The organism is Streptomyces sp. NPDC101234 (assembly GCF_044767525.1).
Taxonomy (GTDB): domain Bacteria; phylum Actinomycetota; class Actinomycetes; order Streptomycetales; family Streptomycetaceae; genus Streptomyces; species Streptomyces sasae.
The window spans coordinates 76685-92942 of record NZ_JBIWOA010000032.1 but is presented as its reverse complement, the minus strand read 5'-3'; the positions used below and the strand labels follow the sequence as shown (position 1 = coordinate 92942).

Genomic DNA, 16258 nt, shown 5'->3' with positions numbered 1-16258 from the left:
GGAAAGCCCAGCTAGTGGCGGGGCGAGCGGAGACAGCGGTCGATCGTGGCCTGGATGCCGGCATGGACCGGCTGCACGATTTGGTCAGCCGCAAACTCTGAGAGGATCCGGCACTCCAACGAGCTGCGGAAGACGCGCTGTGCAGTGTGAGCCCGGTCGCGCGTTCCTCGGGACGTCGGCAGTTCCGTTGTGTCAACCGTGGTGGCGACCGTCAGGCCAATGCCGCGCTGCATCGAGAATACCCTGGAAGGTCAGCACGCCGCTGCCGCGAAGGGCAACCACGGCGGACGCCCCAAGGTCATCGACGACGACATGCTCACCTTCGCCCAGGCGTTGAAGGGGTGAAAGCTGCTACAGATTTTCTGGTCATTCATAGTCATCTCTAGTCGTGCATCTCGAATATTTTGGCTTTGTGAAGCTTTCGGAGTGGGCGCGGCAGCAGGGCGTGAGCTACCAGACCGCCTGGCGATGGGTGAAGGACGGGAAGATGCCCGTTCCGGTCCGCCAGGCGCCGTCCGGAACGTGGTTGGTTGCTGAGCCCGTTCCGGCCGTCTCTGCGGTTTCGGGGCGGGTGGTGGCGTACTGCCGCGTGTCGTCCGCCGACCAGAAGGCCGACCTTGAGCGGCAGGCCGCCCGGGTCGTGGCCGGCGCGAATGGGCTGGGTCTGGCCGTCGCCGAGGTCGTCACCGAGGTCGGCTCAGGGCTGAACGGACGGCGCCGCAAGCTGCACCGCCTGCTGTCTGACCCGCAGACGGCGGTGATCGTGGTCGAGCACCGCGACCGGCTGGCCCGGTTCGGCGTCGAGCACCTCGAAGCCGTCTTGTCGGCGTGCGGGCGGCGTCTGGTCGTCCTCGATCCCACCGAGACCGCCGATGACCTGGTGCGGGACATCACCGAGGTGCTCACGTCGATGTGCGTCCGCCTGTATGGGCGGCGGGCGGCGAAGAACCGGGCCGCCCGCGCGGTGGCCGTGGCGACCGGCGAGGCCGCCGAGTGAAGAAGTTCCATCCGCAGTCCGGGTTCGTGGTGCAGGCGTTCCGGTTCGCTCTGGACCCGAACGCCTCCCAGGAGCATGCGCTGCGTTCGCACTGCGGCGCGGCGCGTGCCGCGTACAACTGGGCTGTCGGCTGGGTGACCGCCTCGTGGTGGCAGCGCAGAGCCGAGGAGACGTACGGCATCGCCGAAGCGTCGCTGACCCAGTGGCGGCCGTGGTCGCTGCCCGCGCTCCGCAAGGCGTTCAACCAGGCCAAGACCACCGACCCCAGGTTCGCCGCCTGGTGGGAGGACAACTCGAAGGAGGCCTACAACACCGGGCTCGCAGGCGCGGCCGCCGCATTCGACAACTACGCCAAGTCGAAGAACGGCAAGCGCAAGGGCCGCAAGATGGGTGCGCCGCGGTTCAAGTCGAAGCGGAAGGCGCGTCTCGCCTGCCGGTTCACCACCGGCACCATCCGCGTCGGGGCCGACGGCCGACACGTCACGCTGCCGCGCCTGGGCACACTCCGCGTCCACGAGCCCACCAGCAAGCTGCTGGACCGCGTCAAGGCCCAGGCGGCGCGGATCCTGTCGGCGACCGTCCGCCTCGAACGCGGACGCTGGTTCGTGTCCTTCCAGGCCGAGGTCAAACGCGACCTCGAGCGCGTCGCCCGGCCGGACGTGGCGGTCGGGATCGACCTCGGCGTGAAGACCCTCGCGGTCATGGCCGACAGCACCGGCGAGATCCGCGCCGTCGCCAATCCTGGGCACTACGACGCCGCGCGCAAGAAGCTGCGCCGCGCCTCCCGCGTCGTGTCCCGCCGCCAGGGCCCCGACCGCAGGACCGGCCGGCAGCCCTCCCGCCGCTGGGAGAAGGCCAACGCCGCCCGCAACAAGGTCCACCACCGGGTCGCGAACCTCCGCGAAAACGCCCTGCACAAGCTCACCACCGCCGTGGCGGCCGAGTACGGCACCGTCGTCGTCGAAGACCTGAACGTCGCCGGCATGGTCCGCAACCGGCGCCTGGCCCGCCGCGTCGCCGACGCCGGATTCGGCGAGATCCGCCGCCAGCTCGACTACAAGATGCGCCAGCGTCACACCACCCGCCTCGTGACCGCAGACCGCTGGTACCCCTCCTCCAAGACCTGTTCCGGGTGCGGCGCGGTGAAAGCCAAACTGCCGCTGCACATCCGGATCTACGAATGCGACGCCTGCGGCCTGGTCATCGACCGGGACAACAACGCCGCACTCAACCTCGCCGCCCTCGCAGCGGCAGCCTGCACCACTGGTACCGGAGTGGCCGGAGACCAGGACACCGCCCCGGTGGTGTCGAAGCCTCGTGGAGCCGACCAGAAGACCCGCATCACCCGCCCCCGCCGCAAGGCGAGTGCGGGGCGGGCAGGCGGCACAACCCTGCCGCACCAGCGGCAAGAGGAAGCGAGAGACCGTACTCAAGCCGAGCCCCTCACGCTCTGGTGATGTGACGGACCTTCCGGGCCGAAATGCCCGGAATGCCGAGTCCTGACTACGGACTCAGCAACGGTCGTGTCCAGATAGAACCACTCGGCAGTGGGGCCGGGGGCGACCGGTTGCGAAGCGGTGACGGGGGGCATACGGCGGGGGAGCGGGCCGGTCCGCAGCGGTTGCCCATACCGCGGTTCTTCTCGCCGCATCCCCTCGTGTCGCAGATCCGGCCTTTCCGCCCCCTTCGGTTCCGCCGCAGGCCCTTTCGCCGTGCCCGGCATCAGGAGTTCCACCCGCAGGCCTTTCCCCCGCTGCTGCTGGGTGAATTGCTCCACCTGGCTGCGGCAGGCGTGGTCGAGGTGCGTGATGCCTGTGAGGTCGAGACGGAGACGCGACTTGCCAGCCTCAGCCGCCGCCTCCAGAGCCTCGATCACCTGGGGCAGTCGCAGGAAGGTTGCATTGCCGGCCATCACCACCTTCGCGGTGTCGTCCTCGATGTACTGCCGTATGACGGTCTGCGACATCCGCAACGCCGCCAGCACGATGCCTGCCGCGAGGCCGACCAGGACGCCCTCGAGCAGTGCGGTCGCCACGATGACGAGTGTGGTGACGGTCATGACCGCGAACTCGCCCCGGTCCTGTTTCCACATCTTCGGGAACTCCTCGGGTGCGAAGAGCTTCCAGCCGCTGTGGACGAGCACGCCCGCGAGGACCGAGACCGGGATCAGTGCCAGCACCTGGGGGAGCAGCAGTGCGAAGGCGAGCAGCCACAGCCCGTGGAGCGTACGGGAGAGCCGGGTCTTGGCGCCCGCCTGGACGTTCGCCGAACTGCGGGCCACCACCGCGGTGATGGGCAGTGCGCCGAGCAGACCCGCGACCGTGTTGCCGACGCCCTGCGTGATCAGCTCGGGGTTGTAGCGGGTGCGCGGGCCGTCGTGCATACGGTCCACCGCCGCAGCCGTGAACAGTGATTCCGCGGACGCGATCACCGTGAAGGTGAGGATCGCCGTGATGATGCCCGCGTCCGCCAGGCCCGCGAACTGCTCCGGGCCGGGTACGTCGATGGAGGCCAGGAGGTTGCCCACCTGGAGCGTCTTCACCTCGACGCCGGGCAGCGCTGCCACCGTGCTGCCGACGCCCACGGCGACCAGGGCGGCCGGGACCTTCTTGACCGGGCCTGGCATCTTCTTCCACAGGAAGCTCAGGACCACCGTCATGATGCCCAGACCGGCCGCGATCACCGCCTGTGGGTTGGCAAGCGTGTCCGCGAGCAGGCCCGGGATGCCGGCGATGTTCTGGAGCGGGGTGCCGAGGGCCTTCGCGTCCATCGCCGGGTAGGCCTGGCTGAACATCAGCGGCAGACCGATGCCGGCCAGCATGCCCTGGACGACGGCCAGCGAGATCGCCTGGAAGAACCGGCCCAGCTTCACCAGTCCCAGGACGATCTGCAGCAGGCCGGAGAACAGGACGATCACGCCGAGCATCGCCACGCCGTGTTCGAGGACGGTTTCCGCGACGAGTGCTGCGAGACCGGCGGCCGGTCCGCTGACCTGCAACGTACTGCCGCGCGCCGCGCCGACCACCAGACCGCCGATGACACCCGAGATGATGCCCAGCTCGGCGGGGACACCGGAGGCCACGGCCACGCCGATGCAGAGGGGAAGTGCGACCAGGAACACCACGAGGGAGGCGGTGATCTCGGTGGCGAGATCGGCCTTCGGGCCCCTCGCACCTTTCCCGCCCTTCGGGCGCGCTGTTTCCTGCGGCCCGCCTGCGTGCGACGACCCGTCGGCGGATTCCCTCGTGGGGGGCTGGGTGTCCCAGCCCGGTTGCGCTGGCCTGCCGTTGAACAATCGCTGTTCGGAGCCGCCGTACGCGCGTCGCTCGGAGGAGGCGTGCCACGCGTCGAAGGCCTGGCCTTGGTCGTCGAACTCCCGGCCCACGGCATGCGGATCGGGTCGGCCGGCGGTATGGCCCGGTCCGGGCGGCGCGGAGTGCCAGGCCGGTCCGGGCGGTGTCCTCGGCGCCGAGTGCCGGGCGTGTGCGCCGCTCACGCCGCGTGTACCCGGAAGAGGCCATCCTCTTCCAACTCGTGCACCCGGCCGGTGTCCACCTCGTAGTACCAGCCGTGCAGCCGCAGCTGTCCGCTGTCCAGGCGGCGCCGTGCGGTCGGGTAACTGCGCAGCGCCGCAAGCTGATTGACGACGTTCAGCTGGGAGATCTCCGGCAGCCGGGGGTCCGCCACGGTACGGCCGGGGCCGCTGTCCCCGTCCAGGACGGGGGCCAGTCGGGGGCGGGCGAGTTGCAGCCAGGCGTCCACGCCAGGCAGCGTGGACAGGTCGTCTCCGGACTTCAGCGCGCCCATCGCACCGCAGTGGGAATGACCGCACACCACGATCTCCTGAACGCCGAGCACCTCCAGCGCGTACTCGATGGTGGCAGCCTCCCCCGAGGCGCCCGGTCCGTCGTGCGGCGGGACGATATTACCTGCGTTCCGCAGCTCGAATATATCGCCGGGGCGTGCGCCCGTAATCAGGGCTGGAATCACCCGGGAATCCGAACAGGTGATGAACAAAGCCTCGGGGTATTGGCCCTCGGCCAGCCGCCGGTATTCTCCGCTTTCGAATTCGATGCGCCGATTGAACGAGCGGGCACGGTCCAGCAGGTTCTTCATTTTTCCTCCAGGTCAGAGCTGTTCAGCGCCGATGGGGGCTGGTCGCCGTGAGGGTCCGACCAGTTCCCCAGAACCGTAGAGGAGCGTGGGCCAGGCGCAGGTTAGAGGAACACTAAACCACCGACAAGAATGGGACAGTTTTCGTCGCACAGTGACCTGCCTCTCTCATTTCCCTGACTGATGCTGCGTTTTTTCAGTCGTTCTTGTACCGTGGCGGATCCACGGAACACGCCAATTCGGTTCATGGGAGAGACGGGAACGCATGGGCGTACGAGTCCTGCTCATCGAGGACGACCACACGATCGCCGAGCCGCTCGTCGAGGGCCTCGGAAACTTCGGGCTGACGGTGCATCACGTCAGCACGGGGAACGAGGGGCTGAGAGGGCCGTACGGCGATGTCGTCCTGCTCGATCTCGGCCTGCCCGATGTGGACGGCATCGACGTCTGCCGGGGAATCCGGCAGACCTCGGATGTGCCGATCATCATCCTCAGCGCGCGAGGCGAGGAGGCCGACCGGGTGCTGGGCCTCGAACTCGGTGCCGACGACTATCTGGCGAAACCGTTCAGCATGCGCGAGCTGGTGGCCCGGGTACGCGCGGTGACCCGGCGGACCCACCGGGGGCTGACGGAGCGGGAGTTCACGCGAGCGGCGGCCTATGGGGCGGCTCAAGCGGGTCGGGCGCCGGAACAGGCCTGGGGAGAACCCTTCGACAGTGCCACGGCGGCCACACCCGCACCTGCGTACGCCTCGTCCCCCGTCCACACACCCGGCTTCACCCCCTACGAGCCCGAACCGACGCCGGGGCCGGCCGCGCAGGCAACCATCCAGGGGACCGTCGGCCCGCTGGTCGTGGACCGGCGGACCCGGCAGGCGTGGGTCGGGACCGACGCCGTGGCACTCACCCCCAAGGAGTTCGAGATCCTCGCCCTGCTCACCGAGGACCCCGGTGCGGTCTACTCGCGCCAGCAGATCCTCGACCGGGTCTGGGACCCGCACTACGAGGGCCCCACCAAGACGCTCGACGTCCATGTCGCCACCCTGCGCCGTAAGTTGGGCAACCCGGCGTGGATTCAGACCCTGCGCGGAGTCGGCTTCCGGCTCGCGGTCCACACCCGCCCGCCGAGCGCTCCGAAGCCGCCGGCGCCATCATCCGAATCACCGGCGCCGCCTGCCGGATACGGATCAGAACACTCCTTCCCCGGCTACCACGACGAGCACTACTTCGCCCCGCACGAGCAGCAGCGTCATGACGCGCCGTTCGCCCGCCGCCCCTGCCCCGCCCCCCACCCCTCGGCGTCGTTCTGATGACCCGCCGTCTGCTGTTCAGCTACCTCACGCTCGCCGCACTGCTGCTGCTCGCGTTGGAGATCCCGCTCGGGTTCGTCTACTCACGCGGCGAGCGTGAGCGGGTGATCAACTCGGCGCAGGACGAGGCGGAGTCGGTGTCTGCGTTCGCCTCGCTGTCGATTTCGATGGGCCGGGCCGCGCAGGATCTGCCCGAGCGGGCCGCGCACTGCGCCGAACGCATCGGCGGCAATGTGCTGATCGTGGACCAGTCCGGCGCACTGCTGGCCAGTTCACATCCGCTGTCCGAGCAGGAGCAGGGGCGACTGGCCAGCCAGCCCGGCATCGCGGCCGCGCTGCGAGGTACTGCCACGGCCGACGTCCGTACCTCCACCATCGGCGGGGTGGAGTATCTCGCGGTGGCCAGGCCGGTGACGCACGGCGTGGTGACGCAGGGCGCTGTCCGGATCACCGTGCCGACCCGGACGGTTCATGAACGGGTGCACCACGTCTGGCTGTTGCTCGTCGCCGGCGGGCTCGTGGCGCTGATCGCGGTCGCTGTCGTGGGCTTCGGTATCGCTCGCTGGACCGGGCGGCCGATCCGTGAACTGGAGGACGCGACACACGCGTTGGCCTTCGGAGGTACTGCTGTACCGGTGGCGATCACCAAGGGACCGCCCGAGGTGCGCAGTCTTGCCGCCACGTTCAACCGGACGGCGGCCCGCCTTGAGCATCTCCTGGCGTCGCAGCGGGCGTTCGCGGGGGAGGCCTCGCACCAGCTGAAGACCCCGCTCGCGGCCCTGCGGTTGCGGCTGGAGAACCTGGAGAACGACATCGCGCTGGGCGCGCGGGGCTCGCTCACTGCTGCCCTCACCGAGACCGACCGGCTGGCACGTATGGTCGAAGGGCTGCTCGCCATGGCCCGGCTCGACGAGAGCGCGGCCGAACCGGAGCGGATCGACCTGGCGCGGGTCTGTGCCGAACGGCACAACGCATGGCGGCCGTTGTACGAGCAGCACGGCGTGTGGCTGGCGCTCGCCGGGGACTACACGGGCAAGGTGCTGGCCCTGCCGGGCGCGGTGGAGCAGGTACTCGACAACCTGCTCGCCAACGCGCTGCGGGTATCACCGCCGGGCTCCACGGTCTCCGTCGACCCGCGCTGCCAGAAGACGCCGGATCGACGCTTCCCGCACCGGCCTACGGGCGCGGGCTGGGTCGAACTGCACGTCATGGACGAAGGACCCGGCATGAGCGATGAGCAGCGGCGTCGTGCCTTCGACCGCTTCTGGCGGGCACCAGACGCCCCGAAGGGCGGTACCGGCCTGGGCCTCGCCCTGGTCCAGCGCCTGGCCCACGCCAGTGGCGGCGAGGCCGTCCTGCGCCGCGCCCCGGGCGGTGGCCTCGACGCCGTGATCCGTCTCCCGGCGGTTCCGTTCCGCACCGGCATGGCTTCCCCGAACCACCAGCGCCCGTCCGCGGTTCTCCAGACGGCGACACCAGACTGGGGCTGAGACCGTGTCCCATGTGGTGAGGCGGATGAGCCGCTTGTAGCAGCACAGGGCTGAGTCGGCGGTGGGCCTTGACCCCGGATCTTGGACACTCGAGACACTGGATCCTGAGGATCTGAGAACGGACATCTCGTGGTCATGAAGCACTATCCGCCGGAGTTCAAGACGGTCGCGGTCGCGCTGTACCAGTCGCGGCCCGAGGCGACGATTCGGCAGGTCGCTGCCGATCTGGGGATCAATCCCGAGACCCTGCGCAACTGGGTCCGGGTGGCCGGAACGAGCCGGCCGCGGGGACGCCGGGCCGAGGTGCCGGCCGAGCCGCGGACGCCGCTGGAGGCGGAGAACGCCGCTCCGCGCGGGAAGGTCCGCGAGCTTGAGGAGGAACGCGAGATCCTGCGGAAGGCGGCCAAGTATTTCGCCGGGGAGACGCGCTGGTGAACCGTTTCCAGTTCGTCGCGGACCACCAGCGCCGCTATGGCGTGAAGCGGCTGTGCACCATCTTCGGCATCGCCCGCTCCAGCTTCTACTACTGGCGCAAGACCGCAGGCGACCGGGCGGCCCGACAGGCAGCCGATGCCAGACTCGCCATGCGAATACGCAAGGTTCACCACGATTCGGGCGGCACCTACGGTGTCCCCAGGATCACCGCCGAACTGCGCGAGATAGGCGAGCCCGTCAACCACAAGCGGATCGCCCGCATCATGCGCCAGTTCGGACTGGCCGGACTACGACTGCGCAGAAAGCACCGCACCACCCTCGCGGACCCGGCGACCGCGAAAGCAGCCGATCTCATCGGACGCGACTTCGCTGCCGCTGCGGTGAACACGAAGTACGTCGGCGACATTGCCTATCTGCCGTTGGCCGGCGGCAAGTTCCTGTATCTGGCCACGGTCATCGACCTCGCTTCCGGGCGCCTGGCCGGCTGGGCGATCGCCGACCATCTGCGTGCCGACCTCGTCATCGACGCCCTTCATGCGGCCGAGCGAACCCGCGGCACCCTCGCCGGTGCCACTTTCCACACCGATCACGGGGCCCAGCGCGGATTCAATCGGTCATTGCAACACCTCGTCCTCGGAGGTGTTGATGGGCAGGCCGGCAGGGTGGATGACGAAGGTCCACTCGTCGCCGTGGGAGGCGGTGACGGTCTCGTCGTAGGTCCAAGTCTCGTCGACGGGAAATCGGCCGGGAACGGTCGGCCGTGCCAGTCGCGGCCCACCGCGTAGCTGACCGTGGCGCTGTCGGCAGGATTCAGGTGTGCAGTCCGTGAAGCATGACGCTCAAGTAGCGGCGGCCGGCTTCGAGGCGGGCTTTCTGGTCATTGGCATGGATGGTGGCGGCGTAGGCGGTCCCGCACATGAGCGGCCGCAGGTCCTCCCAGGTCACCGCGCCGCGCACGACCCCGGCAGCGTGCGCACGGTTGAGTAGTCGCTCGGCCAGGGAATCCATCGCACCGGCAAGTTCCGCAGTGCGAGGCAGGACGTGGTCCGGTGCGGAACGCACGGCAGTGATCGAGGGGTCGGTCAGCTGCGCCTCCAGGGTGGTGTGCAGGAAGTCCGCCACGGCCTGCCAGGGGTCGTCGTCGGCCAGCGCCTCTTCCGCTCGTCCGACCAGCGCTTCCAAGCCCGGAGCAGCCACGGTCTCCATCAGGGCTTCCGGTGTCGGGAAATGCCGGTAGACGGTCGCCACCCCCACCTTGGCGAGGCGGGCGACCTCGTTGAGCTGGAGCGGGGTGCCGTCGTCGACGAGCTGCCGGCCCACGTCGACGATGCGCTGCCAGTTGCGGGCAGCGTCCCTGCGCATCGGTGCTGTGGTCATACGCACAGCATAACCGGATAGGTCATCCATTTGTGTTACGGTGAAGTGGATAGATCATCCGTTTCGATGTCGCGGCTCCGCGCCGCGAGGAGGAATCACCGTGCCGTTCACCGTCACCGACATGCCTGGCCTGCCCGCCGGGTTCAGCGACACTTTCACCAGCCACACCGTCAAGACCGCCGAGCTGACCCTGCACGCCGTGGTCGGCGGCGACGGGCCGCCGCTGCTGCTCCTGCCCGGTTGGCCCCAGTTCTGGTACAGCTGGCGACTGGTCATGCCCGCCTTGGCCGAGCACTTCACCGTCATCGCCCCCGACCTGCGCGGCATGGGTGCCAGCGACAAGCCCGCCACCGGCTACGACGCCGGCACCCTCGCCGACGACATGGCCGCCCTGATGACCGAACTCGGCCACGACCGCTTCGCTGTCGTCGGCTACGACCTCGGCATGGTCGTCGGCTACGCCCTCGCCGAACAGCACCGCGAGCGCGTCACCCGCCTCGTCGCCGCCGAGGCGATCATCCGCGGCATCGCCCCGTCCCCGCCGCTCCTCGCGGACCCGGCCACCAACGAGATGCTGTGGCACTTCGCGTTCAACCGGCTCAAGGACATCAACGAGCGCATGGTCGCCGGCCGCGAGGGGATCTACTTCGGCCACCAGTTCACATCCAAGGTCGCCACCCCCGGCGCGATCCCGCAGCACGTCATCGACGTCTACGTCGACCAGCTGCGCGACCCGGCCGCCCTGCGCGCCAGCTTTGAGTACTACCGCGAGGAGACCTTCGCCGGGAAAGCGCAGCAGCTGCGCGACGAGGGCTCGCTGACTATCCCCGTACTGGCGATAGGCGGCCAGTACAGCACCGGTACCATGCCGGCGGACGTCATGCGGATGCTCGCCACGGACGTCACCGAGATGGTCATACCCGGAGCCGGCCACTTCCTGCCCGAAGAGACGCCGGAGCAACTCAGCACGGCAATACTCGACTTCCTGCGCTGACCCGGCAAGGCAGAGGCAGCCCACCAGCAGCACCACCGCGGGTGGTGACCGTGGTCCCACGTGTCGACGGTCACCACCCGCTCCTGCCGCCCTCTCTGCTTCACCCCTACCGGCCCGAAGGCTCCACGCAATGACCACACGACTGCAGACCAGCCCGCCCGGTGAACCACCTCGGCGATCTTCCCGGTCCTGGCCTTCGCGTGAATGGTGGTCGCGGTGATACAGACCACGTCCTCTCCCGCTTTGTAGGATCTGCCGACACTGCGGCCATACCCTCGCGGCCGTCTCGGCCACGTGCACGGCAAGCGCCACATGCTCGATGATGGTCGACGCGCTGACCAGCGCCTTCACCCGTGCCCTGCCCCCAGGACTCGAGCACGCCCTGCGAAGGCGTCGGGTACGGCGTATCGCACTTCACGACCCCCCGGTGATCGGCCACTCACAGCGTCGTGCTCTGTCGCGGCGACACCACAGGTACTGCGCGCCGCCAAGGGCGCCAATCCGGAAACCTGGGTTCTTCTGGAACCTGAAGTCGGTTGCTCGGAAGCCTCTTGGCTCCGGGCAATCCGACAACATTTTGACGAGCTCGCCTTCGGAAGCCGGACCCAGATCGCGGCATGCCGGACAGCCAACCACTCGTACATCTCGTGAACAGGTCCAGGCATCCACGGCCTCGCTCCCGACGATGACGGCGGTTCTTCGTTGGGTCCGCAGTTCTCTTCGGACTGTCCTCCGACGCGCTCACCCGTGACGCGCTGTCCAACGCGTCACGGACAAGGTCTACCGCTCCAGCGCCCTTCGAATGAACTCGTCGCGCGTGGCCGCGGATGCCCGCGATACGGCGGCGTGGGGGACGAAGCCGTCGAACCCGTGGAAGCCGCCTCCCCACATGTGGAGGTCGACGTTGACCCCGGCGGCCGACAAACGGGCGGCATAGTCGAGCACCTCGTCGCGGAAGGTCTCGACCGTGCCGGTGTCGATGTACGTGCGGGGCAGTCCACTCAGGTCCTGCGCGCGCGCCGGCGCGGCGTAGGGAGAGACATCTGGCCCGCCCCGCCGGTCGCCGAGCAGCGCGGTCCATCCGAAGAGGTTGTTGTTGCGGTCCCAGGGCCCCTCACCGTCGAGCATCTGACTGCTGTGCGTGGTCATCCGGTCATCAAGCATCGGGCATTGCAGGATCTGATGGCTGAGGACGGGATAGCGCCGGTCACGCGCGAGCAACGCCGTCCCCGCGGCCAGCCCGCCGCCCCCGCTGGCTCCGAAGATGATCAGCCGGTCCGTGTCGATGCCGAGTTCGGCCGCATGGTCCGCCGTCCACACCAGTCCGGCATAACAGTCCTCGATCGGGTCCGGGTGCTCGGGCGCGAGCCGGTACTCCACGGACACGACGACCGCGTTGCCCTCGGCCACGTAGGGCACCAGCGGGTCGACGAGAAACCTGCGGTCTCCCATCACCATGCCGCCCGGGTGCATGAAATATATGCCAGGGACAGGTCCCTGGGGCTCCGCAGGGCGCAGGACGAGAATCGTGAGGTCGGGCCCACCGGGGGGACCGGGCATTTGACGGTCCTCGACGGTGACCAGCCCACCGGCCGTCAGGTCTGCCTTCGGTTGCCCCGGAACGGGGCTCTCACCGAGCATGCTCCGCATCACCGGCAGCGTCTCCACGGACAGGGCGGTCGCCGATCCGCCCGGCAGCGCGCCCATCGCTTCGAGCGCGGGGATCAGTTCGGGGTCGAAGGCGGGCCGGGGGGGTGGTGGAGAAGACGGGCGCGTCGACTTGCTCAGTCATGTGAACTCCTTCGGTCAGCTGACTCTTGAGCAGCCTGTGTAGGGGTGTCGATGACCTGGCCGTGGTCGGCAACTCGGCTGAGAGCCGGCCTTGAGCCACGTTTCTCGCCGCGGTGGGCGGGGACAGGGCGGCGACGGTGAGTGGGACACCGGTCTTGGCGTGCCGGGCCGGCCACGATGTCCGCTGCCAAGGGCACCGGCAAGACGTCGCGTTGAGTGGGGGAACCTGGGCTCGTCAGTCCGTGATGACGGCGTTGCGGTGGATCCACTCGGGGCTGTGGGCCGCCTTGTGCATGAAAGCGGCTATGTCCGCGCGGCTGATCTTCGGGTTGCCCTTCATCGGGAGACGGTCGGCTGCGCGGTAGGTGCCCTTGGCGGGGCCCTTGGTCAGCAAGGTCGGGTAGACCAGCGTCCAGTCCAGGCTGCTGGAGCGGATCGCCTTCTCGGAGAGGTCCTTGTCGGCGTAGATGTCCTGCAGGAATGTGCGGTACATGATCTTCTGTATGACGCTTGCCGACTGGTAGGTGCCGCCCACGCCGAACGAGGACATCCACACCAGACGCGATACGCCCTGTTCCTCGGCCGCGTCGATCACGGCCGCGGCGGCGCGGGTGAACAGGTCGTCGGCGCGCACGGATGTGCTCCTGCCGAGGGCCGAGATGACGGCGTCCTGGCCGATCATGGCCTTGGCGACGTCCTGGTGCGAGGTGGCGTCTCCGGCGACCACGTTGACCTGGTCCGCCAGGTCGGCCAGGGCCTCCGGTCTGCGGGCCAGGACGGTAACTGTGTCGCCGGCCGCGATGGCCAGGTCGACGACGTGGCGGCCGGTGGGGCCGGTCGCACCGAGGATCAAGATGTTCATGGGAGCGCATCCTTCGTTGGGGAAGGTGAATGTTTGTCAGTACGAGAACTCGTGCGGGCTAGTGCGCCGGCTGTCCTTGCTGGCGTGCTCGACGCAGAGGAGGAGTGGGTGGTGGCCGCCTGCACCTGCGGGCTGCGGCCACCACCCGCGGTGGTGGCTGGGCCGGCCTGCGCCCTGCCCGGTCAGAGCAGGAAGTCCAGCAGTGCCTTGGTCAGGGCTTCCGGGGCCTCTTCGGCCAGGAAGTGACCGGCCCCGGGTATGACCAGTCCGGTGACGTCGGTGGCGAGCAGGCGCATGACCTCCTCCGGGCCGGTGCCGGTGGCGTACTCGCCGCCCACGGCCAAGACCGGGATGTTCAGCGGGCCGTCGTCGCGCCAGCGCTGGACCTGCTCGGACCATTGGTCGAGGGTGCGGTAGTACTCGAAGACGGCGTGCAGGGCGGCCGGGTCGCGCAGCAGGTCGACGTAGATGTCCACCACGTGCTGCGGGATGGCGTCGGGCCGGGCGGCCTTGGAGGTGAACTGGTGCCCGAAGTAGATCTCCTCGCGTCCGGCGACCATGCGTTCGTTGATGTCCGTGAGGCGGTTGAAGGCCAAGTGCCACAGGAACGCGTTGGTGGCCGCGTCCGATATCAGGGGCGGGGACGGGGAGAGCCCGGGGAGGACGGACTCGCCGACGACAAGGCGGGTGACACGGTCGCGGTGGGTTGCGGCGAGGCCGTGAGCCACGTTCATGCCCAGGTCGTATCCGGCGACGGCGAAGCGGTCGTGGCCCAGGGAGGTCATCAGGTCGGCCATGTCGTCGGCGAGCGTGCCCAGGGTGTAGCCGGTGGCGGGTTTGTCGCTGCCGCTCAGACCGCGGACGTCGGCGGCGACGACGGTGAAGTGCTCGGCCAGAGCTGGCATGACCAGGCGCCAGTGGTACCAGAACTGGGGCCAGGCGGGCAGGAGCAGCAGCGGCGGCCCGTCGCCGCCGACCACGGCGTGCAGGGTGAGATCGCTTGTCTTGACGGTGTGACTGGTGAACGTGTCGGCGAACCCGGCGGGCAGATGCGGCACGTCAGTGACGGTGAACGGCATGGTTGGGTCTCCTCGTGGCACAGGGATGGCATAGCGAGTCCCTCCCGTCCGGGTCCGCGCTCGGCCGGGATCTCTCCAGGCCAGAGCGGGTGCGCCGGACCGGCAAGGGACTGATTGGGGTCAGGCCACCACGCGGTCGGCGGTGAGCTTACGGGGGGTGTCGGCGAGCAGAGTGCGGAGCCGTGCCGCGGGCAGCGGGACACCCTGGTCGACGGGGGGCGGCGTCTGCGGCAGAGTGCCGGAGCGCAGGGCTTCGCCCACCTGCGCCCAGAAGGCCCGCATGGCGTCGGGGTCGGCGGAGTACGGCGTCGCGTAGGGGTCGGTCTCCGGCTCGAAGCGCCAGCTTTCGGCCAGTGAGCCGGCGTCGACGGTGTCGAAGCCGAGCCGGCTGATCAGCGCCGCGACGTCCGCTTTGGCGTGCGCGTCATCGCCGGCGATGGGCAGGGCGGTGCGGTCGGCGGCACCTGCGGGGCGGGCGAGTGCGGGGATGTGGAAGTCGCTGATGTTGTTGAACGCCTTGACGAGCTTTGCGCCGGCCAGGTGTTCCTGGACGAGTTCGCTGGTGGTGGTCCTGCCCGAGTCGAGGACCTCGATGTGCCCGTCGCGCATCGCGTAGTAGTTGATCGTGTCGAGCACGACCTTGCCCTCCAGTGCGGCGACGGGAAGCTGCTGGTAGGCGGCCAGCGGGATGCTCACCATCACCCAGTCACCAGCCCGGGCCGCCTCCTCGGGCGTCGTGGCGCGGGCCCGCTCGCCGAGCGCCGCCACGGTCTCGGCCAGGGTCTCGGGGCCGCGGGAGTTGGACAGCACGACATCAATACCCGCCGCGACGGCGAGCCGCGCGAGGTTCGTGCCGATATTGCCGCTGCCGATGAAGCCAAGGGTTGCCATGGAAGGAATCTCCTCATATCGCGGACCGTGCGGTCCGCCGGTGGTTCTCGTAGCAAGCCGGGCCCAGGCGGGAAGGGGCAGGCGAAGGCCAGAGCCCTCCGCATCATCAAACCGGAGCGCGTGCTCCTGTTGAAGGTAGCATAACCGGAGCGAGTGCTCCCCTTGAGTCCAGCGCAACCGGAGCGAGTGCTCCGAAATGCCGGAGATCCCTGTACCCTGAACGCTGTGACCCTCGCCGAGCAGCCGACCCCTGCACCCGAACAGCCCGCACCGCGCGGCCGCCGCGCGGACGCCGAACGCAACCGTGCCGCGATCATGGAGGCGGCCGGCGCCGTCTTCGCCGAGTACGGCGGCACCGTCGACGTCCGGGAGATCGCCCGCCGCAGCGGCGTCGGCATGGGTACGCTCTACCGCCACTTCCCGACCAAGGACGACCTGCTTCTCACCGTCCTGGAACAGCAATTCGGCTCCTGGCTCACCGCCGCCCACCAGCAGGCCACCGCCACCGAAGATCCCTGGCAGGCGCTGACCGGGTTCTTCGAGCACATGCTCACCACGCAGGCCGGCAACCGCGCCGTCGTCGAGAGCTACACCACCAGGGGCGGCCCCACTCCCTCCTGCGCCCAGCGCTGCTACACCTTCATCGACGAGCTGCGCACCCGCTGCATGGACGCCGGCCTCCTGCGCCCCGATGTCACCACCGACGACCTGGTCCTGCTCAGCGGCTCCCTGAGCCAGGCCGTCCTGACGACCGGCGACAGTCACCCAGGTCAGTGGCGCCGTCTCCTGCGTATCTCTCTCGACGGCCTCAGCAGCCGCAACACCGAACCCCTGCCCGAACCCGAGGCCCACGCGGGCCTCCCCGGCAGTCACTGACTCAAGAAACCGGAAGTTCCCCCGTGGTCTGGTAGCGCCGCTGG

General features: G+C 69.0%; 16 protein-coding genes. 9 read left to right on the top strand and 7 right to left on the bottom strand.

Annotated features, from left to right (window positions below; all coding sequences use genetic code 11):
- The first annotated feature begins 219 nt into the window (after window positions 1-219).
- The 3 genes from ACIRR9_RS41855 to tnpB all read left to right on the top strand — a co-directional run bounded on the left by ACIRR9_RS41855 (window position 220) and on the right by tnpB (window position 2454).
- Entirely contained in the window at window positions 220-345 is a 126-nt protein-coding gene (locus ACIRR9_RS41855) for a hypothetical protein (RefSeq protein ID WP_403763665.1), read from the top strand.
- Between the two features lie 67 nt (window positions 346-412).
- Window positions 413-997: an IS607 family transposase gene (locus ACIRR9_RS41850; RefSeq protein WP_403763734.1), complete on the top strand. Its 585-nt coding sequence runs from the start codon at window positions 413-415 to the stop codon at window positions 995-997.
- Window positions 994-2454, top strand: a complete 1461-nt coding sequence (tnpB, locus tag ACIRR9_RS41845) for an IS607 family element RNA-guided endonuclease TnpB (protein WP_403763662.1) — start codon at window positions 994-996, stop codon at window positions 2452-2454. Before ACIRR9_RS41850 ends, tnpB begins: the two co-directional genes overlap by 4 nt.
- Here the strand turns inward: tnpB and ACIRR9_RS41840 are convergent.
- Both ACIRR9_RS41840 and ACIRR9_RS41835 read right to left on the bottom strand, forming a co-directional pair.
- Window positions 2427-4136: a SulP family inorganic anion transporter gene (locus ACIRR9_RS41840; protein ID WP_403763731.1), complete on the bottom strand. Its 1710-nt coding sequence runs from the start codon at window positions 4134-4136 to the stop codon at window positions 2427-2429. The genes tnpB and ACIRR9_RS41840 overlap by 28 nt on opposite strands.
- A gap of 353 nt (window positions 4137-4489) precedes the next feature.
- Window positions 4490-5113, bottom strand: a complete 624-nt coding sequence (locus tag ACIRR9_RS41835) for a carbonic anhydrase (RefSeq protein WP_403763659.1) — start codon at window positions 5111-5113, stop codon at window positions 4490-4492.
- 262 nt (window positions 5114-5375) lie between these two features.
- Here ACIRR9_RS41835 and ACIRR9_RS41830 point away from each other — a divergent pair, with 262 nt between their 5' ends.
- The 4 genes from ACIRR9_RS41830 (at window position 5376) to ACIRR9_RS41815 (ending at window position 9129) form a co-directional block, all read left to right on the top strand.
- Entirely contained in the window at window positions 5376-6419 is a 1044-nt protein-coding gene (locus ACIRR9_RS41830; RefSeq protein WP_403763656.1) for a response regulator transcription factor, read from the top strand.
- Window positions 6419-7909 carry a sensor histidine kinase gene (locus tag ACIRR9_RS41825; protein ID WP_403763653.1) on the top strand — a complete coding sequence of 497 codons (1491 nt, stop codon included), beginning with the start codon at window positions 6419-6421 and terminating at the stop codon, window positions 7907-7909. The genes ACIRR9_RS41830 and ACIRR9_RS41825 overlap by 1 nt, the downstream gene beginning before the upstream one ends.
- A 135-nt stretch (window positions 7910-8044) precedes the next feature.
- Window positions 8045-8344, top strand: coding sequence for a transposase (locus ACIRR9_RS41820; RefSeq protein ID WP_403763650.1), 300 nt, complete (start codon window positions 8045-8047; stop codon window positions 8342-8344).
- Complete coding sequence (locus ACIRR9_RS41815; RefSeq protein ID WP_403763647.1) at window positions 8341-9129, top strand: IS3 family transposase; 789 nt, start codon at window positions 8341-8343, stop codon at window positions 9127-9129. The genes ACIRR9_RS41820 and ACIRR9_RS41815 overlap by 4 nt, the downstream gene beginning before the upstream one ends.
- 25 nt (window positions 9130-9154) lie before the next feature.
- Here the strand turns inward: ACIRR9_RS41815 and ACIRR9_RS41810 are convergent, their stop codons facing one another.
- Window positions 9155-9721, bottom strand: a complete 567-nt coding sequence (locus tag ACIRR9_RS41810) for a TetR/AcrR family transcriptional regulator (RefSeq protein WP_403763645.1) — start codon at window positions 9719-9721, stop codon at window positions 9155-9157.
- Between the two features lie 100 nt (window positions 9722-9821).
- Here ACIRR9_RS41810 and ACIRR9_RS41805 point away from each other — a divergent pair, with 100 nt between their 5' ends.
- Complete coding sequence (locus ACIRR9_RS41805) at window positions 9822-10715, top strand: alpha/beta fold hydrolase (RefSeq protein ID WP_403763642.1); 894 nt, start codon at window positions 9822-9824, stop codon at window positions 10713-10715.
- Window positions 10716-11495: 780 nt separating this feature from the next.
- Here the strand turns inward: ACIRR9_RS41805 and ACIRR9_RS41800 are convergent.
- The 4 genes from ACIRR9_RS41800 to ACIRR9_RS41785 form a co-directional block, all read right to left on the bottom strand.
- A complete protein-coding gene (locus ACIRR9_RS41800) occupies window positions 11496-12422 on the bottom strand; it encodes an alpha/beta hydrolase fold domain-containing protein (protein ID WP_403763639.1) in 927 nt (308 codons plus the stop codon).
- A 319-nt stretch (window positions 12423-12741) separates the two neighbouring features.
- Window positions 12742-13368, bottom strand: a complete 627-nt coding sequence (locus ACIRR9_RS41795; protein ID WP_403763636.1) for an NAD(P)-dependent oxidoreductase — start codon at window positions 13366-13368, stop codon at window positions 12742-12744.
- A 182-nt stretch (window positions 13369-13550) separates the two neighbouring features.
- Window positions 13551-14447 (bottom strand): alpha/beta fold hydrolase, encoded by an 897-nt coding sequence (locus ACIRR9_RS41790; RefSeq protein WP_403763633.1) that lies wholly within the window; start codon window positions 14445-14447, stop codon window positions 13551-13553.
- Window positions 14448-14567: 120 nt separating this feature from the next.
- Window positions 14568-15338 carry an NADPH-dependent F420 reductase gene (locus ACIRR9_RS41785; protein ID WP_403763630.1) on the bottom strand — a complete coding sequence of 257 codons (771 nt, stop codon included), beginning with the start codon at window positions 15336-15338 and terminating at the stop codon, window positions 14568-14570.
- 225 nt (window positions 15339-15563) lie between these two features.
- Here ACIRR9_RS41785 and ACIRR9_RS41780 point away from each other — a divergent pair, with 225 nt between their 5' ends.
- Complete coding sequence (locus tag ACIRR9_RS41780) at window positions 15564-16214, top strand: TetR/AcrR family transcriptional regulator (protein WP_403763627.1); 651 nt, start codon at window positions 15564-15566, stop codon at window positions 16212-16214.
- Window positions 16215-16258 lie beyond the last annotated feature (44 nt).